24 protein-coding genes are annotated in these 21,958 nt (G+C 43.8%); 13 read left to right on the plus strand and 11 right to left on the minus strand.

Features of this window, described 5'->3' with window-relative positions:
• The first annotated feature begins 195 nt into the window (after positions 1–195).
• Positions 196–1,860, plus strand: a complete 1,665-nt coding sequence (asnB, locus tag NL644_RS19245; RefSeq protein WP_005393054.1) for an asparagine synthase B — start codon at positions 196–198, stop codon at positions 1,858–1,860.
• A gap of 148 nt (positions 1,861–2,008) precedes the next feature.
• Here asnB and rfaH read toward each other — a convergent pair whose 3' ends face one another.
• Positions 2,009–2,509, minus strand: coding sequence for a transcription/translation regulatory transformer protein RfaH (gene rfaH / locus NL644_RS19250; RefSeq protein ID WP_005393056.1), 501 nt, complete (start codon positions 2,507–2,509; stop codon positions 2,009–2,011).
• A 334-nt stretch (positions 2,510–2,843) separates the two neighbouring features.
• Here rfaH and NL644_RS19255 point away from each other — a divergent pair, with 334 nt between their 5' ends.
• Positions 2,844–4,232: a peptide MFS transporter gene (locus NL644_RS19255; protein WP_114322605.1), complete on the plus strand. Its 1,389-nt coding sequence runs from the start codon at positions 2,844–2,846 to the stop codon at positions 4,230–4,232.
• 43 nt (positions 4,233–4,275) lie between these two features.
• Here NL644_RS19255 and hemH read toward each other — a convergent pair whose 3' ends face one another.
• The 3 genes from hemH to htpG form a co-directional block, all read right to left on the minus strand.
• On the minus strand, positions 4,276–5,238 hold the full coding sequence (hemH, locus tag NL644_RS19260) for a ferrochelatase (RefSeq protein ID WP_114322606.1): 963 nt from the start codon (positions 5,236–5,238) through the stop codon (positions 4,276–4,278).
• A gap of 169 nt (positions 5,239–5,407) precedes the next feature.
• Positions 5,408–6,052, minus strand: coding sequence for an adenylate kinase (gene adk, locus NL644_RS19265; protein WP_005393061.1), 645 nt, complete (start codon positions 6,050–6,052; stop codon positions 5,408–5,410).
• A gap of 321 nt (positions 6,053–6,373) precedes the next feature.
• Positions 6,374–8,278, minus strand: coding sequence for a molecular chaperone HtpG (gene htpG, locus NL644_RS19270; RefSeq protein ID WP_104974379.1), 1,905 nt, complete (start codon positions 8,276–8,278; stop codon positions 6,374–6,376).
• Between the two features lie 271 nt (positions 8,279–8,549).
• On the opposite strand from htpG, the gene NL644_RS19275 reads away from it, so the two are divergent.
• From NL644_RS19275 to NL644_RS19290, 4 genes are read left to right on the plus strand one after another with little or no spacing between them, the layout of a single operon-like run.
• A complete protein-coding gene (locus NL644_RS19275; RefSeq protein WP_005393065.1) occupies positions 8,550–9,428 on the plus strand; it encodes a transcriptional regulator in 879 nt (292 codons plus the stop codon).
• 10 nt (positions 9,429–9,438) lie between these two features.
• Entirely contained in the window at positions 9,439–9,954 is a 516-nt protein-coding gene (gene toxS / locus NL644_RS19280; RefSeq protein WP_005393067.1) for a transmembrane regulator ToxS, read from the plus strand.
• A 47-nt stretch (positions 9,955–10,001) separates the two neighbouring features.
• Positions 10,002–10,757, plus strand: coding sequence for a sulfite exporter TauE/SafE family protein (locus tag NL644_RS19285; RefSeq protein WP_104974380.1), 756 nt, complete (start codon positions 10,002–10,004; stop codon positions 10,755–10,757).
• 21 nt (positions 10,758–10,778) lie between these two features.
• Positions 10,779–11,057: a SelT/SelW/SelH family protein gene (locus tag NL644_RS19290; RefSeq protein WP_005382088.1), complete on the plus strand. Its 279-nt coding sequence runs from the start codon at positions 10,779–10,781 to the stop codon at positions 11,055–11,057.
• Between the two features lie 39 nt (positions 11,058–11,096).
• On the opposite strand, the gene yfcE is transcribed toward NL644_RS19290, so the two are convergent.
• The 6 genes from yfcE to NL644_RS19320 form a co-directional block, all read right to left on the minus strand.
• Entirely contained in the window at positions 11,097–11,642 is a 546-nt protein-coding gene (gene yfcE, locus NL644_RS19295; protein WP_199803784.1) for a phosphodiesterase, read from the minus strand.
• A 64-nt stretch (positions 11,643–11,706) separates the two neighbouring features.
• Positions 11,707–11,916, minus strand: coding sequence for a hypothetical protein (locus tag NL644_RS19300; protein WP_005393073.1), 210 nt, complete (start codon positions 11,914–11,916; stop codon positions 11,707–11,709).
• Positions 11,917–12,065: 149 nt separating this feature from the next.
• On the minus strand, positions 12,066–12,473 hold the full coding sequence (locus NL644_RS19305) for a CBS domain-containing protein (protein WP_005393075.1): 408 nt from the start codon (positions 12,471–12,473) through the stop codon (positions 12,066–12,068).
• A complete protein-coding gene (locus NL644_RS19310) occupies positions 12,470–12,820 on the minus strand; it encodes a P-II family nitrogen regulator (RefSeq protein WP_005393077.1) in 351 nt (116 codons plus the stop codon). Before NL644_RS19310 ends, NL644_RS19305 begins: the two co-directional genes overlap by 4 nt.
• Positions 12,810–13,601, minus strand: a complete 792-nt coding sequence (locus tag NL644_RS19315; RefSeq protein WP_046874269.1) for a DUF1538 domain-containing protein — start codon at positions 13,599–13,601, stop codon at positions 12,810–12,812. The genes NL644_RS19310 and NL644_RS19315 overlap by 11 nt, the downstream gene beginning before the upstream one ends.
• On the minus strand, positions 13,598–14,332 hold the full coding sequence (locus NL644_RS19320; protein WP_046874270.1) for a DUF1538 domain-containing protein: 735 nt from the start codon (positions 14,330–14,332) through the stop codon (positions 13,598–13,600). Before NL644_RS19320 ends, NL644_RS19315 begins: the two co-directional genes overlap by 4 nt.
• Before the next feature lie 252 nt (positions 14,333–14,584).
• On the opposite strand from NL644_RS19320, the gene NL644_RS19325 reads away from it, so the two are divergent.
• The 7 genes from NL644_RS19325 (at position 14,585) to NL644_RS19355 (ending at position 20,040) form a co-directional block, all read left to right on the plus strand.
• Positions 14,585–15,499 (plus strand): TIGR01777 family oxidoreductase, encoded by a 915-nt coding sequence (locus NL644_RS19325; RefSeq protein WP_253658713.1) that lies wholly within the window; start codon positions 14,585–14,587, stop codon positions 15,497–15,499.
• Between the two features lie 40 nt (positions 15,500–15,539).
• Positions 15,540–16,367: an SDR family oxidoreductase gene (locus NL644_RS19330; protein ID WP_114322609.1), complete on the plus strand. Its 828-nt coding sequence runs from the start codon at positions 15,540–15,542 to the stop codon at positions 16,365–16,367.
• 479 nt (positions 16,368–16,846) lie between these two features.
• On the plus strand, positions 16,847–17,701 hold the full coding sequence (locus tag NL644_RS19335; protein ID WP_253658714.1) for a co-chaperone YbbN: 855 nt from the start codon (positions 16,847–16,849) through the stop codon (positions 17,699–17,701).
• 155 nt (positions 17,702–17,856) lie between these two features.
• Positions 17,857–18,774 (plus strand): SPFH domain-containing protein, encoded by a 918-nt coding sequence (locus NL644_RS19340; protein WP_005393087.1) that lies wholly within the window; start codon positions 17,857–17,859, stop codon positions 18,772–18,774.
• A gap of 3 nt (positions 18,775–18,777) precedes the next feature.
• Positions 18,778–19,239, plus strand: a complete 462-nt coding sequence (locus tag NL644_RS19345) for an NfeD family protein (RefSeq protein ID WP_012842052.1) — start codon at positions 18,778–18,780, stop codon at positions 19,237–19,239.
• A gap of 324 nt (positions 19,240–19,563) precedes the next feature.
• On the plus strand, positions 19,564–19,743 hold the full coding sequence (locus NL644_RS19350; RefSeq protein ID WP_074191004.1) for a hypothetical protein: 180 nt from the start codon (positions 19,564–19,566) through the stop codon (positions 19,741–19,743).
• A gap of 114 nt (positions 19,744–19,857) precedes the next feature.
• On the plus strand, positions 19,858–20,040 hold the full coding sequence (locus NL644_RS19355; protein ID WP_109168626.1) for a hypothetical protein: 183 nt from the start codon (positions 19,858–19,860) through the stop codon (positions 20,038–20,040).
• Between the two features lie 42 nt (positions 20,041–20,082).
• On the opposite strand, the gene NL644_RS19360 is transcribed toward NL644_RS19355, so the two are convergent.
• On the minus strand, positions 20,083–21,492 hold the full coding sequence (locus NL644_RS19360) for an OprD family porin (protein ID WP_253658715.1): 1,410 nt from the start codon (positions 21,490–21,492) through the stop codon (positions 20,083–20,085).
• Positions 21,493–21,958 lie beyond the last annotated feature (466 nt).

Genomic DNA, 21,958 nt, shown 5'->3' on the forward strand with positions numbered 1-21,958 from the left:
CAATAGAAAGGCTTTTTTGTATGGTTTTTATACCAAACCTTGATTTCATTCACCAAACGAGCCATTAAATTAAATAATATTCACACAACAAGGCTTTTTATCATTTTTATAATCACAAAACGTTGCTTTTTTTACTAGTAATGGCAAATTTAAGCCATACCGATTAGAAATTATTTAGTTTAGTAAGGATGTAGTATGTGTTCAGTATTTGGCATTTTAGACATTAAAAGCGATGCAGCCGCATTGCGCCCTATCGCATTAGAAATGTCGAAAAAACTTCGTCATCGTGGCCCTGACTGGTCTGGGATTTACTCTTCAGAGCGCGCTATTTTAGCGCATGAGCGCTTGGCGATTGTTGGTCTAAATAGTGGTGCACAACCGCTATACAGCCCAGATAAAAAGCTCATCCTTGCAGTCAATGGTGAAATCTACAACCATAAAGAAATTCGTGCTCGTTACGAAGGAAAATACGAGTTTCAAACCGATTCAGACTGTGAAGTCATTCTTGCACTGTACCAAGATATGGGTGCAGATCTCCTTGAAGAACTAAACGGTATTTTCGCTTTTGTTCTGTACGATGAAGAAAAAGACGAATATTTAGTCGGTCGCGACCACATTGGCATTATCCCTCTTTATCAAGGTCATGATGAGCATGGCAACTACTATGTTGCATCAGAGATGAAGGCACTTGTTCCAGTATGTAAAACAGTGAGCGAGTTCCCTCCTGGTAGCTACTACAGCTCAAAAGATGCCGAGCCAACGCGTTACTATGTTCGTGACTGGAACGAATACGCTGCCGTTCAAGGTAACACCACCAGCAAAGAAGAACTGACTGAAGCGCTAGAAGCGGCTGTTAAACGCCAACTAATGACTGACGTGCCTTACGGTGTACTTCTTTCAGGTGGTCTAGATTCTTCTATTACATCTGCGGTAGCAAAACGCTTTGCAGCGATGCGTATTGAAGATGATGAAAAGTCTGAAGCTTGGTGGCCACAACTGCACTCTTTTGCTGTGGGTCTAGAAGGCGCGCCTGACCTGAAAGCCGCTCGCGAAGTTGCCGACCAAATCGGTACCGTTCACCATGAAATGACTTATACAATTCAAGAAGGTCTCGACGCGATTCGCGACGTGATTTACCACATCGAAACGTACGATGTGACCACCATCCGCGCATCCACACCTATGTTCTTAATGGGTCGTAAGATCAAAGCGATGGGTATCAAGATGGTATTGTCTGGTGAGGGCGCTGACGAAATCTTTGGCGGCTACCTGTACTTCCACAAAGCGCCAAACGCGAAAGAGTTCCACGAAGAAACGGTACGTAAACTGCTTGCTCTGAACATGTTTGACTGCGCGCGCGCAAACAAATCGCTAGCGGCATGGGGGGTTGAAGGCCGAGTACCGTTCCTTGATAAAGAGTTTATCGACGTTGCAATGCGCCTAAACCCAGCAGATAAGATGTGTGGCAACGGCAAAATGGAAAAACACATTCTACGCGAGTGTTTTGAGCATTACTTGCCAGAGTCGATCGCATGGCGTCAAAAAGAACAGTTCTCTGATGGCGTAGGTTACAGCTGGATTGATACGTTGAAAGAAGTCGCAGAGCAAAAAGTGACGGATCAGCAGATGGAAACGGCTCAATACCGCTTCCCATACAACACGCCAACCACAAAAGAAGGTTACGTGTACCGAGAAATCTTTGAAGAGCTGTTCCCACTACCTTCAGCGGCTGAGTGTGTGCCAGGTGGTCCTTCAGTAGCTTGTTCATCAGCGAAAGCGATTGAATGGGATGAGTCATTCCAAAACTGTGTAGACCCGTCAGGTCGTGCGGTGCAAACCGTCCATAACGACGCTTACTAAGCGACTAAGTAGGGTGTCATGCCCTACTCCTAATCGGTAACCATCGTTGTTTTGCTAAGCTCGCTAAACAGCGTCCCACTGCTGGTGATTACCAGCAAGATTAAAAAAGAGGTGCCAAAGCACCTCTTTTTTTGTTTTTACACATTAGCTATTTCAAGTCTAAATCGCTGTTATCAATACTGACAGGCACTCGTTTAGTGATCATCTGCACTAACATGATTGAGCGTTTCTCACCATCTTGCTCTTGGAAGATAGCATCTATACCAGCAAACTGACCGCTCTTAACTCGGATTTGATCACCTGGTTTTGGCATACACTCAGAAGCGGTATTTTCATTACAGCATTTTTCTAGCTGCATCAATTCAAAGACTAAGTCACCTTGGACTTCTTTCGGTTGAGCACCAAAACGCACAAAATCAACAACCCCTCGAGTGGAGCGGACTGAGGTGAAGTTAGGTCCCTGTTCATAATCAAAGTAAGCAAACACATAACAAGGAAACAGCGGCTCTTCGACTTTTTGTCTTTTCCCGCGCAAAATCTTCTCAACTTCTACAGTTGGATAAAAGCACTCTACACCTTGGTTTTCAAGGTGCTGTTTCGCCCTAACCTGCTCCCCACGTTTACAATAAAGTAGATACCAACGTTTCATCTTTTTTACTAGCCAATTCTATTTTGTTTTTATCCTAGCATTAAGCCAAAGTTGAGTCATTGACATTCAGTTTATCTATAAAAGTATGATTATACATCGCTCGCATTAACGGTATTTTTTCAAGAACTTACGAGAAGAAGTCCATAGACAAAAATGGAAATTAAGTTTGTAACACAGCCAACACACCATCATATCATCTGCAAATACACTCAAAAACAGTCACTTAACAAACAACTTTAGTCGTAATGCAAAATTTTATTGTTTGTCACTCATTAAATTGCAATGTATACGTAGAAGTCGTTAAAAAATGTAATAACTATTATTAGAAGAGCTTATGTCAAACCAACATCAATATTTCGGCCATCCTCGTGGCTTGTTCTTATTGTTCGGTACTGAACTGTGGGAACGCTTTTCTTACTACGCAATGCGCGCCATTCTAGTACTTTACCTTACAGATACAACGATGAATGGCGGCCTTGGCTGGTCAACCAAAGACGCACTAGACCTATACGGTATTTATACTGGTCTTGTGTATATCACACCTCTTATCGGTGGTTACTTAGCGGATAACTATTTAGGTCAACGCCGTTCAATTTTGCTTGGTGGCGCGTTAATGGCTATCGGCCAGTTTACACTCGCACTTCCTGCTGACGCTCTGGGTATTGGTTCGCTACACAGTTTCTATTTAGGTCTTGGTCTGCTTATCACTGGTAACGGCCTCTTTAAGCCGAATATCTCAACCATGGTTGGCGATTTATATAAAGAAGGTGACAACCGTCGTGACGGCGCATTCACTATCTTTTATATGGGTATCAACTTAGGTGCGTTACTTGCCGGCGTCGTTTCTGGCTCTGTGACAACCTCTTACGGTTGGAAAGCCGGTTTTGTGGCCGCAGGTGTAGGTATGATTATTAGCTTAGTGATGCAAATGGTGCTAGCTCAGTCTTGGCTTGGTGACATCGGTCGCGAGCCCGCAGCAAAACGAGATCTAAGCAACAAAAACTCCACCACGAAGCAACCCCTAACGAAAGAAGAAGTAAACCGACTAAAAGTAATTTTGGTCATGAGCTTATTCACTATCGTCTTCTGGGCTGGCTTTGAGCAGGCCGGTGGCCTAATGAACATCTACACTCAACAATATACTGATCGTATGATTGGTGATTTTGAAGTACCTGCTGCGTGGTTCCAATCGCTAAACCCATTTTTCATTATTACCCTAGCACCAGTTCTGGCGGTCCTTTGGGTAAAACTGGGGAAACGCGAACCTACGTCGCCAGTGAAATTTGCGATGGCACTATTTTTCTTGGCAATTGGCTTCCTATGTATGGTTGGCGCTGTGCTAGAACAAGGTGGAGACACAACGGTAAAAACATCAATGTTGTGGCTGGTGGGTGCTTTCTTCTTCCACACCTTGGGCGAACTGTGTTTATCTCCAATTGGTCTTTCACTGGTAACCAAGTTAGCACCGCTTCGCTTAGCTTCACTCATGATGGGTGCATGGTTTGGCTGTAATGCGATTGCAAACTACGTTGCGGGCTATGTGGGGTCTCACGTAGGAGAATTGGGCGCAATGGCTATCTTTAGTGGCATTGCCGTCAGCGCTACCGTGAGTGGTGTCATCCTACTTCTATTCTCGAATACGCTCGTTCGCTGGATGCATGGTGCAGAGAATACTCACAGCACAGCAGAACAAGTCGAAGAGCAGCAAGTACAAGTCGCTTAATCGCTCTACAAAAAAGGGTCGCTTTTGCGACCCTTTTTTGTACCTAAAGCTTAGAGTGAACTAACTCAGCCATCATTTCTATATGAAGCTCACTATCGTTCAAACAAGGAATGTAGGTAAAGTTTTCACCACCTGCTTCAAGGAAAATCTCTTCACACTCTTCCGAGATTTCTTCCAACGTTTCTAAACAATCCGAAGAGAATGCTGGTGTCACTACATTGATATTTTTTACCCCTTTTGCAGGAAGTGCCTCTAGGGTTTTATCGGTATAGGGCTGTAACCACTCTTCTCGGCCAAATCGAGACTGATACGTCATACCTATCTGTTGCTCGTTTAACCCTAACGCTTCAGCGAGTAAGCGAGTCGTTTCTTCACAGTGCTGAGGGTAAACATCTCCATTATCAGCGTAACGTTTTGGAATACCGTGATAAGAACATAGCAAGTAGTCTCCCTTACCATACTCTTGCCAATGTTCACGAACTGAATGCGCTAACGCTTCAATGTATTTCGGGTGATTGTAGTAATCCCGAATAAAGCTAAAGCCCGGTATCACGGGCAGGTTTTTAAACGCTTTAGTGATTCCGTCAGAAACCGCTGCCGTTGTTGTGCCCGAGTATTGCGGATACAAAGGTAAAACGATGACTTCCCCTACCCCTTGAGCCAACAGCGCTTCAAAACCTGATTGCAAACTTGGATTTCCATAAGTCATGCCAAGTTCGACTGGCATATCAAGCTTTTGAGCCAACTTTTCTGTTTGACGCTTAGAGTACACCATCAGTGGCGAGCCCTCTTCCATCCAAACTGATTGATAGAGTTTAGCAACCTTGGGAGCTCGGATTGGAAGGATAACGCCGTGCAATAGCGGACACCAAAGCCATCGAGTCATGTCTACCACTCGGTGATCATGAAGAAACTGACTTAAAAAGCGCTTTACGGCAGGAGCGGTTGGTGCGTCAGGAGTACCCAGGTTCACAAGGAGTACACCCTGTTTATTATTCTCTTTCATAACATCCTATTCATGGTAAACGGCTTGGTTCATATACTTAAATAGCCTCACAGCGCTGCATCGCTGCAGCTTGAAGTTATTTAGATATATGTTTACGAGTAAACTAAAAAAAGCGACCACTTGGGTCGCTTTCAATATATCAAAATATTAAATTTTTGACTTCAGCAAATTAAGAAAGTGCTTTCTCGATATCTGCACTAACTTCAGCTACTTGCTTAGTACCATCAAACTTAAGGTACTTAGTGTTGCCTGCTTCAGCTTCTTTACCGTAGTAGTTGATTAGTGGTGCAGTTTGCTCGTGGTAAACACCTAGACGTGCACGTACTGTTTCTTCTTTGTCGTCATCACGAACAACAAGATCTTCACCAGTTACATCATCTTTACCTTCCACTTTAGGCGGGTTGTAAACCACGTGGTAAGTGCGACCAGAAGGAAGGTGAGCACGACGACCTGCCATGCGCTCAACAATCACATCATCTGCAACGTCAAATTCGATAACGTAGTCTACATCAACGCCCATTTCTTTTAGGCCGTCAGCTTGAGGAATAGTACGTGGGAAACCATCCAGTAGGAAACCGTTTGCACAGTCTTCTTGAGCGATACGCTCTTTGATAAGGCCAAGGATGATTTCATCAGAAACTAGCTGACCAGCGTCGATAACAGCTTTAGCTTGTTTACCAAGCTCTGTACCTGCTTTGATAGCAGCACGAAGCATATCACCAGTAGAGATTTGTGGAATACCGTATTTTTCCATGATGAAGTTTGCTTGTGTGCCTTTACCTGCACCTGGAGCACCTAGAAGAATGATGCGCATGATTTATCCTCTTTAATATTTAAGATTTATACCGAAGCTCACAATAGCTGGGCTTCTTAGACATCAAACCCGAGAAGCACTCGCAACGATAAGTTTCGGTATAACGTATATAGGCGAGCAAAAATACACGCCTTATTACTCACATTCAAGTCGCAGATTCTATCACAGGTTCGCCGCGCAAAGAGTGTATTAAGACTAAAGAATGTTAACGATACCCTCTTTCACGCCCTATTGATTATTAACTCAACACCTGAGATGCAAAATTTTGCGACAACAAACAAAAAGCTCGCGAAATGCGAGCTTTTTGATGTACTGAGGTTATTACACCTTAGTCAAAAGTTTATTAACAGCTCCTAAGAACTCCGTCGGGTCCTCAATTGAGCCTCGCTCTGCAAGCATTGCTTGACCAAGCAGGACTTCTACCCAACGACCAAATGCCTCTTCATCCGCTTCGTCAGCCATGCGCTTAACCAGCTCGTGCTCAGGGTTTAGCTCAAAGATGTACTTCACTTCTGGCACTGCCTGACCCGCCGCTGCAAGAAGCTTCGCCATTTGAGTGCCCATTTCATAATCGTCCGTTACCACAACAGCAGGTGTAGACGCGAGTTTAAAGGTCGTACGAACTTCTTTCACACGATCGCCTAGGTAAGACTTCGTGCGTTCTACAACCGACTTAAACTCTTCTTCAGTTTCTTTCTGCTTCTCTTTTTCTGCTTCATCTTCAAACTGACTTAGATCGAGCCCAGCTTTTGTGATTGATTGGAACTGCTTGCCGTCAAACTCAGTTAAGTAGTTCATCAGCCACTCATCAATGCGGTCGTACATCAAGATAACTTCAATGCCTTTCGCTTTGAACTGCTCTAAGTGAGGGCTGTTTTTCGCAGCTGCATAGCTGTCTGCCGTCAAGTAGTAGATCTTATCTTGACCTTCTTTCATGCGCTCAACGTAAGCAGCTAGACCCACGGTTTGCTCCGCAGAATCCACTTCAGTTGAAGCAAAGCGCAATAGGCCTGCAACTTTCTCTTTGTTTGCGAAGTCTTCTGCCGGACCCTCTTTCATCACAAGACCAAACTCTTTCCAGAATGATTGGTATTTCTCTTCATCATTCTTAGCCATGCGCTCTAGCATCGTTAGCACACGCTTAGTACAAGCATTACGTAGAGACTGAGTCACTTTGTTGTCTTGTAAGATCTCACGCGATACGTTGAGTGGCAGATCATTGGAGTCTATTAAACCTCGTACAAAACGTAGGTAAGACGGCATGAACTGCTCTGCATCGTCCATAATGAACACGCGTTGTACGTACAGTTTCAAGCCTGATTTGTGGTCGCGGTTCATCATATCCCATGGCGCTTTAGATGGGATGTAAAGCAAGCTCGTATAATCGTTTTTACCTTCTACACGGTTATGGCTCCAAACCAATGGATCGGCAAAGTCATGTGATACGTGCTTGTAGAACTCTTGATACTCTTCATCTGAGATATCCGATTTATTACGCGTCCACAGTGCTTGAGCTTTGTTGATTTGCTCCCACTTCTTCTCATCCGTTTCTTTGCCTTCGTCATCGCAAACAACAGTTTGGATGGAAACTGGGATGCCAATGTGATCCGAGTACTTGCTGATCACATCACGTAGACGCCATTCATTTAGGAACTCTTTACCTTCTTCACGCATATGAAGAATGATATCAGTACCACGCGATTCTTTAGTGATGTTTTCGATGGTGTACTCACCTTCACCGGCTGAGTGCCATTGCACTGCTTCATCAGCGGCTAGGCCCGCAGCACGAGTGCGTACGGTGACGGCATCAGCAACGATAAACGCAGAGTAGAAGCCAACACCAAACTGACCGATAAGCTGAGAGTCTTTGCTCTGCTCTTCAGACAGCTTTGAGAAAAACTCCGCGGTCCCGGATTTTGCAATCGTACCTAAGTGCTCGATCACATCATCGCGGCTCATACCGATACCGTTATCAGAAATGGTTAAGGTATTTGCGCTTTCATCAAACGACAGTTTCACGCAAAGGTCTGCATTACCTTCATATAAGTCTGGGTTAGAGAGCGCTTGGAAGCGCAGCTTGTCCGATGCATCTGATGCGTTAGAAATCAGCTCGCGCAAAAAGATCTCTTTATTTGAATAAAGAGAATGGATCATTAAATGCAGTAGTTGTTTTACTTCTGATTGAAAACCACGAGTTTCTTTGTTTTGAGATACGGTTTCGCTCATGTGTGCTCCATAACATCTAAACTAATTGGCTTTTTCATGGAGATAAGTTTGTGACTTTCCCCTTGAAATTACCTTACTGAGATGTCATTTAACATGTGGCTGACAAATGTAAATTCAAGGTCAATATTGCTAAAAACGGTGTTTTTTTAGAAAAATTTAATTATCCTACCAGCCTAAAAGCATCTAAAATGTCGTGCGCACTCCATGCGCTTCGGTAATTTTGTGACATAAATCACTATAATTACAACATCATCCATCTAAGAAGAACTAAATGACTAACATCGGCACCAAATTTCTACTTGCTCAAAGGTTCACCTTTGATCCAAATAGTAATTCGCTCGCTGACCAACAAAACGGCAACGACGTTGTACGATTAGGAAGCAACGAAAGCCGTATACTTCTGATGTTGGCAGAGAGACCAAACGAAGTTTTAACCCGTAACGAGCTTCACGAGTTTGTTTGGCGTGAGCAAGGTTTTGAGGTGGATGACTCAAGCCTGACTCAAGCGATCTCTACTCTGCGTAAGATGTTGAAGGACTCAACAAAATCTCCAGAGTTTGTTAAAACGGTTCCTAAACGCGGTTATCAACTCATTTGTTCAGTGGAACGCTTAAGCCCATTATCTGCTGACTCTAATACTGACGTTGAAGAAGCCACTTCTGAAAATGAAGCGCACGCTGCGGAAATAGAAACAAGTGACGCGCCGTCAACAGAAGCGGCTGCAGACACTACGACTGAAGTAGAGCCTCAAGTAGAACTACCTAAGGCACAGCCAAAACCAGCAGCCAACACGAATAACTGGCTGCCGCGTATGATCGTTCTTTTGTCTCTGCTGCTTCCTATTTGTGTATTGCTCTTCACCAATCCTGCAGAATCCCAATTCCGTCAGATTGGTGAGTATCAAAATGTACCTGTGATGACGCCAGTGAACCACCCGCAAATCAATAGTTGGTTGCCGTCCATTGAGCAGTGCATTGAACGCTACGTAAAATACCATGCAGAAGATTCAATGCCGGTAGAAGTGATTGCTACAGGTGGCCAGAACAATCAGCTGATTCTGAACTACATTCATGACAGTCAACATTCATATGAGAACGTGACATTGCGTATTTTCGCTGGTCAAAATGACCCAACCGATATCTGTAAATAAGGAGGCCAGAATGAAGATAAAATTAGCATCTGCGGTTTTGGCCGTATCCGTCCTTTTCAGTGGTTGGTTATATTGGGGTAGCGACCTAAAAGTGGAGCAGGTCCTCACTGCCAATGAGTGGCAGTCAACCATGGTGACGGTCATTACAGACAGCTTGCCTGACGATCCTGTCGGCCCACTGCGTCGTGTTAATGTTGAATCAAATGTGAAATATCTCCCTAACGGAGACTATATTCGCGTAGCAAATATCAAATTATTCGCTCAAGGTTCAACGGCAGAATCCACGATTAATATCTCGGAAAAAGGGCGATGGGAAGTAAGTGACAACTATTTGCTGGTTTCGCCTTCTGAGTTTAAAGATATTTCATCTTCTCAATCAAAAGACTTCTCCGAAGCACAGCTACGTTTGATCACTCAAATCTTTAAGCTTGATGCTGAGCAAAGTCGCCGTATTGATGTCGTGAACGAAAAAACGCTATTGCTCACTAGCTTGAACCACGGTTCTTCGGTGCTGTTTAAAAACTAACTTTGATTTGATGATAAGGGGGCAAGACGCCCCCCTTTATTTTGCTTATGGATTGGCTAGATACCCTCACCCTCTTTTTCGGCTCACTTATCGCCAATACTCTGGCTTCGCTTTCTGGCGGCGGTGCAGGCTTACTTCAATTCCCTTTGCTCATCTTTCTCGGCTTGCCATTCTCGGTTGCGCTGGGGACACATAAAGTGGCTTCCGTCGCTTTAGGCTTAGGGGCAGCAAGCACACACTTAAAAGCAGGCACAATTAAATGGAAGGTCGCGCTCTACCTTATAGTCTCTGGCAGCATTGGCGTAGTCTTAGGGGCGAACTTAATTGTCCAAATACCTGATGGTGTGGCGGAAAAAATGCTAGGGAGCATGATTCTCGCGCTCGGCATCTATTCACGATTTAAGAAATCGTTAGGCCAAGAAGAAATAATACGTAACCGTCACCCAATCGGTTGGGTCATCGGCGGTGTCGGACTAATGCTCATCGGTATCATCAACGGGTCGCTGACCGCAGGTTCTGGTTTACTCGTGACACTATTTTTAGTTCGCTGGTTTGGGTATAACTATAAACAAGCCGTTGCTTACACCATGATTTGCGTCGGGTTGTTTTGGAATGGCATTGGAGGCATTGCCGTCGTCCAAGCTGGCGCTCCGATACATTGGGCTTGGTTGCCTGTTTTATTGTTAAGCTCATTTCTAGGCGGCAGTTTAGGCGCATGGGCCGCGACTCGATACAGCAACCGAGTGATTAAAATTGCATTCGAAATTCTCACGTTTGCCGTGGGTATCAAGTTGCTAGTTTAAACCGATTAAAAGGAAAGTTTCATGGATAAAGCAATCATTGATATTTATTACTGCCGCCAGTGCAACTGGATGTTGCGTTCAACTTGGCTATCGCAAGAACTACTGCATACTTTTAGCGAAGAAATAGAAACGATCAGCTTACACCCAGATACAGGTGGTCGCTTCGAAATTTTCTGCAATGGCCAGCAAATTTGGGAACGGAAAAAAGACAGCGGCTTTCCTGAAGCAAAGGTGCTAAAACAGCGCGTAAGAGACATTATCGACCCAGAACGCGATTTAGGACATTCAGACACAAAATAGGGAGCAATTCGCTCCCTATATTTTTACTTAGTAAAACCGTTAAATCATGGTTTGTGCTAATACTTCGCCTTCTGGCGTTTTTACCGTTAGCGTATTGTCTTCTAAAGTACCAAAGCTTCTTGGTAAACCATTACGTGGAAATGTCATCGAGCCTGGGTTAAAAATAATGCCCCCATCTTGCATCTCTGCGACAGGAACATGCGTATGACCGTGGGCGATGATATCACCTTCACGCAGTGGCGGCCGTTTTTCAGAGTTGTACAAGTGACCATGAGTCAAAAAGATTCTCTTACCAGATTCAAGTAGCACCCACGAGTAATCCATCATCATTGGAAACTTCAATAGCATTTGGTCCACTTCACTATCGCAGTTACCACGCACAGAAATAATTTGATCACTGTATTGGTTCAGTAGCTCCGCCACCTGCGGTGGGTTGTAACCTTCTGGAATCGGGTTTCTTGGCCCGTGGTTTAGCGTATCCCCCAACAAAATCAGGTGCTCCGCACCAGAGGCTAAAAATAGCTCAATAGTTTCTTTAGTTGCTGGCAAAGAGCCATGCAGATCTGAGGCAAAAAATAGTTTCACGACATCGTCTCCTCACAAAGTACGAGGTCATTCTACGGCATTTTTATGACAGCTCAACCAACGACTACTGATAACGCAATGATTCAATGACCATAGGCAAAATATAGAACCATGCGGCATACGCAGTTCCAACCAACACCAGTATCCAAAACACCATCGACATAAATTTTGACTTAGCTAGGTGGTGCAGCGGGTCTGGCTCTCCGCATCCTGGACATGCGTGAGCGCGCTTTGAGATTTGTTTCTCACACACAGGGCAAGAGACTAAAGGCATGATACAAATTCCTCGACAATAGACTTAGGGCGCAAAGAATAATGGTGAATTAACACATATGCAACCTAACATATATTAAATGTTTTAGTTCTTTGTAACAGTCGCTGACTTGAGAAAAAATGCGTTGATTTTTCATTTATATCAACCTATTACACTTCTTCTCGCACCATGCCATTGATGACAATATTGTTATAACTCACCATGCCAATGACCTCCCCATCTTCAATGACAGGAGCTCGGCTAATGCCAAATCGTTCAAATAGGCGCGCACAATATTTCACATTCATATCAGGATCGACACACAAAGCGGGCTTGGTCATGATCTCATAAATATTCGTGCGCTGTGGAGAGCGATTATTCGCCAGCACCTTTTTGGCGATATCATTCATCAAGACGATGCCATATTCATCGTTGTCATCTCGCTTTTTCACCACCAGCGCTTTGACTTGGTATTTTTTAGCCAACGTTATGCCTTCATAAACTGTCATTAGCCCATCAACCATGACATAAGTAGCCGCCATTACATCTCGAACTCTAATTATCGTTTGACTGCTCATAACTCATCCTCGACCACTTTGGTCAACGTCTCTACTTGATGCGCGACACCGACTGCATCCTCAATATCGATCTGAATAGCAATGCCCTGCCCCGACTCTCGGTCGAACTCACCAACTTCATTGATGGTTTCTAATATGTGTCGAGAAAGGTGCTCCTCAACGACAAACAGCAGCACATCTTTTTGTACTTCCAGCGTTAAGCCAAAAAACGTTCGCTTTTGATTTAAGCCTTGTCCACGAGCGTTATTAATCACCGTCGCACCAGTCGCGCCAGCTTCGCGAGCAGCGTCCAGTACCTTGTCTGTTTTGCTGTCTTCAACAAACGCAAGTATCAATTTAAAGCGCATTTTCTTCGTCCTCCGAGACATCTTTATTCAGCCATTGGGTTATTTGCGCATAGCCCATCACAGAGATCATAGGAAACAGACTGGCAAAAGCGATCAAGCCAAAGCCATCAATCATTGGGTTTCTTCCTGGGACGGTAGAAGCAAGCCCCAGCCCTAGTGCGGTTACAAGCGGAACAGTGACAGTAGAAGTCGTGACGCCTCCAGAATCGTAGGCGAGTGGAACAATAAGCTTTGGCGCATAAAACGTTTGAATCACAACCACGATGTAACCCGCAATGATGTAATAGTGAATAGGGTCACCGACAACAATCCGATAGCTCCCTAGCGCGATGCCAATGGCCACCCCAAATGCAACGGCCACGCGTAAACCGTTAATACTGATACTGCCACCAGAAACTTGGTTTGCTTTTATCGCTACAGCGATTAGAGAAGGCTCAGCAATCGTGGTACTAAAACCGATAAAAAAGGCGAAGGTATACACCCAATAGTAGTCGACCCACACTAAGGCTTTTCCCACAGAGACTTTAAACTCTTGTAAAAATTCCGGTGCCGTCAGTTGCACGGCCATGGTCTCTCCGAGCGGAAACAGAGCCATTTCTAATCCGAGCAAAAAAAGAGCGAGCCCAAGAATCACATAAACAAACCCAAGCAAAACCTTCTTAAGGTTGTTAACTGGACGCCTTAACACCGCTAACTGAAAACCAAAAATAATGCTGGCGATGGGAATGACATCTCGAACGGTCGATAATAAAGTGTCTAGGAAATGTTCAATTGAAATCATGTTACAACCATTCCGTAAACCATCACAAACATCATCGGTAGCAGCGAGGCAAAAGCGATTAAACCAAAACCATCCACCATGGGGTTGCGCCCTTTAATCGCCGATGCTAAACCAACCCCTAGTGCAGTGACCAAAGGCACGGTGATAGTCGACGTCGTCACACCTCCAGAATCATAAGCAACGCCAATAATGGCTTCCGGTGCAAACCACGTCAGGACTACAACGCCGACGTAGCCGCCGATGATCATGTAATGAATTGGCCACCCTTTTAAGATGCGCAGAACGCCAATAACGATGGCGATCCCCACAGAAAGTGCCACCGTTACTCGTAGCCCTTGTCCATAGTCCTGCATGGATTGCTCTGAGTTTGTGATCATCCCTCCTTCTGCCGCAACTTCTGATGCTTCTTCTGCTACGGCCGTTAATGCTGGCTCTGCGATCGTGGTGCCAAACCCCAAACAAAACGCAAAAACTAACAACCAGAACACGCTACCTTTTTTTGCAAAGGCTTGAGCCATACTCTCTCCGATAGGAAAAAGACCAAGCTCTAGACCAAAAATAAAAAACGTTAACCCTAAAACCACAAGCAACAAGCCAAAAAGAATGGAGATGAGATTAGGAAGTGGCTCTTGCAAAACAACTAATTGAAAAAAAGTGATAACAACAACGATGGGTAGCAGATCGCGAGCACTATTAAGGAGCGCTCGAAAAAGAGCAACAAATGCTTCCATACCTATCCTCCTTGATGGTGCAAACTGATTACGCTTGTTCCGTTAGCGATGTTTTTAGTCTGGCATAGATTTAGTTCTCCTACCGTGAACGAATTAGCGCCATGCATAACATTTAGTTACATTTTTTCAATATGTGAAGTCAGTAGCCTCGCTACAGGCTTGCCACTATCCTAGAAATAATAGTCGTGAGATGATCAAGCTCAGCACAAAACGACTATAATGTTCTAATACGTGTACATTCAAAGAGATAACATGAAGATATTACTCACAGGTGGCACTGGGTTTATTGGTTCGGAGTTGCTCAAGCTGCTATCCACTCACCAAGTTATGCTACTTACACGCTCTCCAGAGAATGCAAAACAACGCCTACAGCATGCTGATCTGGGTAATATCGAATACCTTGACTCGCTCGAGTCGTTCGCCGATCTCAATCACGTTGATGCCGTCATTAATCTTGCAGGTGAGCCTATTGCAGATAAAAGGTGGACTAGCGAGCAAAAAGAAAAAATCTGCAAAAGTCGTTGGAGAATTACCGAGCAAATTGTTGAGCTGATCCACGCAAGCACCGAACCTCCCTCTGTTTTTATTAGTGGCTCGGCAGTTGGCTATTATGGAGATCAACAAGACCATCCGTTTGATGAGTGCTTACATGTTAATAGCGACGTCTTTACTCACGAAGTTTGTGCAAAGTGGGAGCAAATAGCTAAGCGCGCAGAGTCGGAACAAACACGGGTTTGTCTACTGAGAACTGGCGTGGTACTCGGCCTTAATGGCGGGGCTTTGGCGAAAATGCTCTTACCTTACAAACTTGGCGTAGGCGGCCCGCTCGGGAACGGTAATCAGTACATGCCTTGGATTCACATTCTGGATATGGTCCGCGCCATCATGTACTTGCTTGAAACACCACATGCCCATGGTGCGTTCAATATGTGTGCACCTCACCCTGTGACTAACCGTATCTTTAGCGGCACGTTGGCAAAAACGCTGAAACGACCACATACCTTGTTCACGCCTAAATGGGCGATGGAACTCCTAATGGGTGAATCTTCCTGCTTATTATTCGATAGCATGAGAGCCAAACCCAAAAAGCTCACCGAACTTGGCTTCAAATTTAGCTACTCCAGAATAGAGCCAGCACTCAAGCACTTGCTTCATGACCGGAGCTGATGAATGATGACCTCATTCAATGTTGCTTGAGGCTTAATTTATGAAAAAGTCGATTCTTATTACGGGTTGCTCAACCGGTATCGGTTACGTGTGCGCTCACGCCCTGCAAAACGAGGGATTTCATGTCATAGCATCTTGTAGGAAAGAGCAAGATGTCCAACGTCTAATTAATGAAGGGCTAACCTGCATCAAGCTAGACCTAAACAGCCCTGAAAGTATTTCTTCGGGCGTAAAGCAAGCATTAGAGCTAGCAGAAGGTAAGCTTTATGCCGTGTTCAATAATGGTGCCTATGGCCAGCCCGGTGCATTGGAAGACTTGCCCACCGAGGCTCTTCAAGCTCAATTTCAGACCAACTTTTTTGGTTGGCACCAGTTAGTCAGAGAAGTGCTTCCTCACATGCGCATACAAAGCGAAGGACGGATAATACAAAACAGTTCTGTTCTTGGCTTTGCTGCAATGAAGTACCGCGGCGCCTACAATGCGTCAAAGTTTGCCCTAGAAGGCTGGACTGACACACTACGGCTAGAGCTTGCGGATACGAATATCAAAGTGGCATTGATAGAACCTGGGCCTATCGAAACTCAATTTAGAAATAATGCATTAAAAGCCTTCGAGAAGTGGATTGATATTGAATCCAGCCCTCACCGCCTCGCCTATGAAGGACAAAGAGAGCGACTCAACAAAGACAAATCTAATAATCGATTTGTTTTACCTGCAGAGTCCTGCGTCGCACCTGTTCTTCATGCATTAACTAGCGCTTCACCTAAAATTCGCTATCGAATTACTACGCCGACTAAATTATTCGCAATCTTGAAAAGGTTATTACCAACCCGTGTGCTTGATAAAATTTTGCGACAGGCTGCATAAAAAAGTTTTGTCGAAATGTAATTTCACCGTAACAATGTGATGTCATTATGAACATGTAGGTTAAAAAAACCTCAACCAAACGAATCAATTTCTACGCAATTCAGCGGGGATTCTTTCGCCTAAAGTGATTGAGTTGCTTAGATTTGGTATCGCCACCCATTACGTTTTGTAGCAATGTTTTTACTACTGCGAGGCAACAATGACATTGAATCAGCTTAACTGGCTTAGTGTGGGTGTAGTGTTGACCATGTTCATCCTATTTTGATACCGCACTAACAAATAGCATTAGAACTGCGCTGCTTCGGCAGCGTTTTCTTTTTGCCTTACACCTATTCAGCAGTAACACTATTCTCTTACCGCATCCTTTCACAAAATAGAATGATTCATTATTGATGACGATTAGCAACCATCGCTTGAATTTCCCTTAAATCAACTCCATATCTATTATCAACGACAAGACACAAAGCAAGGATACTCTGATGCAATCCCCATTTATCGTTGAGATAACAGAACAGAACTTTCGCGAAACTCTTGAAGGATCAATGAACACGCCCGTTCTGATCCACTTTTGGGCCAATGCTCAACCAGAAAGCGCACAGATACTCCCTGAGTTGCAATCTCTTGCTCAACAGTACAACGGTGCATTTACGCTTGCTTTATTAAATTGTGAAGATCAGCCGGCTCTAGCGTCTCAATTTGGTGTGCAAGTATTGCCAACTATCGCGCTGTTTATAAATGGTCAAGCCGTCGATGGATTGGGTGGCCCTCAGCCAATTGATGCCATTGCAACCATGCTACAAAAGCATTTGCCAAGCCCAGATGAACAGCTATTAAAGCAAGTCAGTGAACTTCTTCAGCAAGGTGAGCATGCTCAGGCTTTAAGCATCATCCACACTTTGCCGCCAGAACTGCAAGAGCGTGGTGATGTGAAACTCGCGATGGCTGATTGTTTATTAGAAACCAAACAATTTGATGTCGCCCAAGAGCTACTGAACGCTATCCCTCTTGAGTATCAAGATAACTACTACAAGAGTCTAATAGCCAAGCTCGAGCTGCATTTGCAGGCTGCAGATAGCCCTGAGTTACAACGACTAGAACAAGAATACGCAGCAGACATGGCAAACTTCGAACTTGCTTGTGAATTGGCGGTACAGTACAACCAAGTGGGTCGTGATGAAGAAGCGCTGGAACTGCTGTGGAATATTCTTAAAAAAGACTTGGGCGCCCAAGACGGTGAAGTGAAGAAGACTTTTATGGATATTCTCAGCGCGCTAGGTCAAGGCAACGCATTAGCAAGCAAATATCGCCGTCAGCTGTATTCGATTCTGTACTAACTCGCTGAAAAGCGAAACTTCAACTAAAGGCCGGATATTCCGGCCTTTGTTATATAAAAAACCAATAACCTCTTAAGGTTCTCAGAACTTCAATTGTCTATTGTCTATAAATAGGTAAAAATGAATCGGACATTATGCACTTAAGGGAATAACTCATGCCAATTGATTCACTGATTACCATCGGTATTTTCGTCGTTCTTGCTGTAGTTATCTTATCTTCAGCCATTAAGACGGTGCCACAAGGAAATAACTGGACAGTCGAACGCTTCGGACGCTACACCCATACGCTAAAACCCGGCTTAAACTTGATCATCCCATTTGTTGATAAGATAGGGCAAAAAGTCAACATGATGGAGCGCGTTCTTGATATTCCAGCGCAAGAAGTTATTTCAAAAGACAACGCTAACGTAGTTATTGATGCCGTCGGATTTGTTCAAGTCATCGATGCTGCCAAAGCCGCTTATGAAGTCAACGATTTGGAACATGCCATTAGAAATTTAACTCTCACCAATATCCGCACCGTTTTAGGCTCAATGGAGTTGGACGAAATGCTGAGTCAGCGTGACATGATCAACTCCAAGCTGCTGGCAATTGTTGACCAAGCCACCAACCCATGGGGTGTAAAAGTCACACGAATTGAAATAAAAGATGTACAGCCACCATCCGATCTAACGGCGGCGATGAATGCTCAAATGAAAGCCGAGCGAAATAAACGTGCGGAGATTCTCGAAGCAGAAGGGGTACGCCAAGCTGAAATTTTAAAGGCTGAAGGTCATAAGCAATCGGAGATATTAAAAGCTGAGGGCGAAAAGCAGTCTGCTATTCTCCATGCTGAAGCTCGTGAACGCGCCGCACAAGCAGAAGCAAAAGCGACTTATATGGTTTCTGAAGCGATTGCCAAAGGCGATATGCAAGCCGTCAATTACTTCATTGCTCAGGGCTATACCGAAGCGATCAAAAGCATTGGTCAAGCTGAAAACGGCAAAATCATTATGCTTCCATTAGAAGCGACCGGACTAATGGGCTCGGTTGCAGGGATAGCAGAGATGTTTAAACAACAAGATAAAGAATAACTTATGGACTTTTTCAGTTTGCTGGAAGGCGTCTCTTTCTGGCATTGGCTAGCCTTCGGTTTTGCACTTCTAGCGGTAGAACTACTTGGGACTGCGGGATATTTTCTCTGGCTCGGAGTTTCTGCACTTATCGTTGGGGCACTAATGACTGTTTTACCAATGAGCTGGCAATTACAATGGCTTTGCTTTGCAAGTTTCAGCTTAATCACCACTTGGTTATGGTGGCGACGACAATGGTCTAAAGACAAGAAAGAAGACCAAGAAAGAGATCTGAACCAAAAGTATAAGCAGTTAATCGGACGCACACTTACCATTGAAGAGGACTTTTCTGTTGGGCTCAATCGTATCAAGGTTGCCGATACCACGTGGTCGGCACAGTCGGATCAAGCACTTCCAGCAGGAACGCGCGTTAAAATAAAAGATATCGATGGTATTATTTTAATCATTGAGCCTGATTCTAAGTAATTTATGCCAAAGTAATGGGGCAAACTATGCTCCATTACTTTAATCTAAACAACCGCTTTCATTTCATTGATTTAATTAAAATCGAACAAAAAATAAGTAGCAGCAATATTATTAATATCCTACCCTATCCTTCCAATAATTTAATTATTCATCATACGATAATCAATAAGATAGAAATATATCGATATAAATTATCTTTATAAATTTATTTTAAAAAATAAAACTTTATTGAATTATTTTTTGATCTTTTTGCCCCCCCATACATACTTAACGCATAAGCATTTAAGTTGAATGCTTTTTATTTGGTAAGTAAGAGGATGTACTATGAAGAAACTTCTCTTTTTAATGTTATGCGGTATCTTTTCTTTTTCTTCCTTTGCCTACACCAACGGAAATGGTGGTACAACTAATTTAGGACCGATAGTCGAATGTAAATTGCCAAGTGGTGATGTCACTAATATTCCAAGTGAAATGTGTCGATTTAGAGGCGGAGAATGGAACTAATATAGAAGTCAGTAGTTAGTTCAATATTAAGAAACTATTGATACCTTACTTTTCAGTAAAGTCATTATTTATCCAAGCAAGTAGATATTCAATGTCTACATTAAGGTGATGATTATGAAATTTTTAGCTGGTCTATTGTTAGCATGTTTTGCCCTAGCTCCATTAACTACTCATGCTAATGGTGCTTCAGGTGGTCGTACGCTAGCCCCAGAGATAAAGTGTGAGTTACCAAACGGTAACGTGCATATGCTACCGCCGTTATATTGCAAAATATATGATGGTCGAGAAGTAAAATAAAAAAAGGAGCCTAGCGGCTCCTTTTTATCATCTCACTAAGTATTAGTGGAAGCTGTAAGGGATAAGAACTTGTAGACGTAGGTCTGTTTCATCCGCATCACCAGCACCAGCGTACTCATCACGCTCTAGGATTGTACCGTGTAGACGGATCGTAGAACCTTTCAGTGCACCACTCTGTAGAGAGTAAGATACTGTCGCGTTAACTGCGTATTCACTTTCGTAATCCCAGTCACCTGATGCACCGCTTGCTGCAGAATCAGCACCAGTACCATAACCAAAGCCTAGGTAGTAGTTCCAGCCGTTACCTTGGTTGTAAGATAGACGGTTGTACCACGCTAGCTCACCCGATTTGTTCCAGTCAGACAGTGCATCCCACCACTGAGACCAAGTACCGTTGTTCATACCGTAAGTATGAATTGTACGAGGAACGAAGTCAGCACGGTTGTCTGTGTCTGTGTAGCGTAGCTCAGACATCCAAGCTAGCTTGCCGAAAGATTGATTCAAAGATAGACCAGTGTGGAAACCTAGACCATCGTATTTCACATCATCGTCAACACCGTAGAAATCAAATGCTAGAGTTGTACGGTCACTCACAGTGTACTTCAAGTAAGCCTTGTAAGAAGTGTTGTCAGTTTCGTTGTGGTAGCTAGTTACTTGACCTGCACCCCAGTCGATACCATTTGCATATTGAACGCCAGTAGCTTGACCCAAACCAAGTTGCATAAACAAGCTGTCAGTTAGGTTACCGTTTAGGCCTAGAGAGTGTAGGTAGCTCCATGAAGTATCAGACCAAAGCGCTGGCGCGTAGTCATCTTCGTGAAGTAGCCAAGGTGCTGTAAATTGGTCTGCACCAAAGTAGCTTAGGTTGAAATCACCTAGTTTAGCGTTCAGTTCGAAACCACGGTAAGTACCAGGTACGAAACTCCAAACGTTACCAATAGTACCGTTACCACCCGCTTGTAGCATACCAAAGCGCGCGTTGAAGCTTTCGTTTGCTTTGAACTTCAGTGCTGCTTTGTAAACTTTAAGCTGTTGACCATCACCTGCACCCCAGTCTAGGTTGTTACAAGTTGAAATTTCATTACATAGGTAGCCTTCGTTTGAATTGTAAAGGCTATCGTTGTAAAGGTCGCCAGAATAGTAAGCCGCAACATCTGCACCAACCCAACCATCGTGGTAGCCAGAAGTAAAGTCTAAAATTGCGTTGTAAGAAGAGTAGTTTAGACGACTCCAACGGTCACCGTTTTCACCGCCAGGCTTACCTGTTGTACGAGTACGAGAACGAGTATCAACTAGAAATAATGCATTAAGACTAGAGTCTTGCATAAATTCGTTCACTTTCTCTACGTACTCGCCACCTGCTGCACTTTCAGTAGACGCTGTAGCTGGAGCAACAGCAACAACACCAAACATTGCTGCGGTTAACGCTGAAACCTTAAAAAATTTGTCCATGGAAAAACTCCTAAAAATGGATATAGCTGTATTTTTCTATCTCACCTTTAGTTGGCCGCCGAAGGAGAGAAGTAAATTCCTGATCAAACCTCATTATTTCTAATTTGGCTTTTTTTAGTTCCTGCATACACACCGTGTATCCACGTGATTAAGACTAACTTCGCAGCTAAAAACATCCAAACGGAACTTATTTTTTTTCTAAAAAAATATGAGCCAGTCCAAAGTTCCATATAAGTTGTTGATCCAGATCTTACTTTTAACAACACCAACACAAAAAGACAGTTAAACATTAAATATCAATAACTTAAATCACAACCTAGAATTCCAACTTGAAGTCACTCGCAGACTAAAGAAGTAAAAAACCTTAATAATTCAATGGGAGATCTTGATCACTGAAAAGATAAAAAGCACAAATAACTCAATCAAAAAGCACTTAATTATGAGCAAGAAAAAGCCCCACATGCTT

The sequence above is a fragment of the Vibrio sp. Y10_XG_PY6 genome (assembly GCF_024181795.1).
Classification (GTDB): Bacteria; Pseudomonadota; Gammaproteobacteria; order Enterobacterales; family Vibrionaceae; genus Vibrio; species Vibrio diabolicus.

Bases quoted from the DNA above. Each gene is read 5' to 3' on its own strand.
- NL644_RS19305 (WP_005393075.1), bottom strand. From the start codon at position 12,473: ATGAGCAGTCAAACGATAATTAGAGTTCGAGATGTAATGGCGGCTACT.
- NL644_RS19290 (WP_005382088.1), top strand. From the start codon at position 10,779: ATGGATAAAGCAATCATTGATATTTATTACTGCCGCCAGTGCAACTGG.
- NL644_RS19350 (WP_074191004.1), top strand. From the start codon at position 19,564: ATGAAGAAACTTCTCTTTTTAATGTTATGCGGTATCTTTTCTTTTTCT.
- NL644_RS19360 (WP_253658715.1), bottom strand. From the start codon at position 21,492: ATGGACAAATTTTTTAAGGTTTCAGCGTTAACCGCAGCAATGTTTGGT.
- NL644_RS19310 (WP_005393077.1), bottom strand. From the start codon at position 12,820: ATGCGCTTTAAATTGATACTTGCGTTTGTTGAAGACAGCAAAACAGAC.
- htpG (WP_104974379.1), bottom strand. From the start codon at position 8,278: ATGAGCGAAACCGTATCTCAAAACAAAGAAACTCGTGGTTTTCAATCA.
- NL644_RS19275 (WP_005393065.1), top strand. From the start codon at position 8,550: ATGACTAACATCGGCACCAAATTTCTACTTGCTCAAAGGTTCACCTTT.
- hemH (WP_114322606.1), bottom strand. From the start codon at position 5,238: ATGAAAGAGAATAATAAACAGGGTGTACTCCTTGTGAACCTGGGTACT.
- NL644_RS19340 (WP_005393087.1), top strand. From the start codon at position 17,857: ATGCCAATTGATTCACTGATTACCATCGGTATTTTCGTCGTTCTTGCT.
- NL644_RS19355 (WP_109168626.1), top strand. From the start codon at position 19,858: ATGAAATTTTTAGCTGGTCTATTGTTAGCATGTTTTGCCCTAGCTCCA.
- toxS (WP_005393067.1), top strand. From the start codon at position 9,439: ATGAAGATAAAATTAGCATCTGCGGTTTTGGCCGTATCCGTCCTTTTC.
- NL644_RS19325 (WP_253658713.1), top strand. From the start codon at position 14,585: ATGAAGATATTACTCACAGGTGGCACTGGGTTTATTGGTTCGGAGTTG.
- adk (WP_005393061.1), bottom strand. From the start codon at position 6,052: ATGCGCATCATTCTTCTAGGTGCTCCAGGTGCAGGTAAAGGCACACAA.
- asnB (WP_005393054.1), top strand. From the start codon at position 196: ATGTGTTCAGTATTTGGCATTTTAGACATTAAAAGCGATGCAGCCGCA.
- NL644_RS19300 (WP_005393073.1), bottom strand. From the start codon at position 11,916: ATGCCTTTAGTCTCTTGCCCTGTGTGTGAGAAACAAATCTCAAAGCGC.
- NL644_RS19285 (WP_104974380.1), top strand. From the start codon at position 10,002: ATGGATTGGCTAGATACCCTCACCCTCTTTTTCGGCTCACTTATCGCC.
- NL644_RS19255 (WP_114322605.1), top strand. From the start codon at position 2,844: ATGTCAAACCAACATCAATATTTCGGCCATCCTCGTGGCTTGTTCTTA.
- NL644_RS19315 (WP_046874269.1), bottom strand. From the start codon at position 13,601: ATGATTTCAATTGAACATTTCCTAGACACTTTATTATCGACCGTTCGA.
- NL644_RS19335 (WP_253658714.1), top strand. From the start codon at position 16,847: ATGCAATCCCCATTTATCGTTGAGATAACAGAACAGAACTTTCGCGAA.
- NL644_RS19320 (WP_046874270.1), bottom strand. From the start codon at position 14,332: ATGGAAGCATTTGTTGCTCTTTTTCGAGCGCTCCTTAATAGTGCTCGC.
- NL644_RS19345 (WP_012842052.1), top strand. From the start codon at position 18,778: ATGGACTTTTTCAGTTTGCTGGAAGGCGTCTCTTTCTGGCATTGGCTA.
- rfaH (WP_005393056.1), bottom strand. From the start codon at position 2,509: ATGAAACGTTGGTATCTACTTTATTGTAAACGTGGGGAGCAGGTTAGG.
- NL644_RS19330 (WP_114322609.1), top strand. From the start codon at position 15,540: ATGAAAAAGTCGATTCTTATTACGGGTTGCTCAACCGGTATCGGTTAC.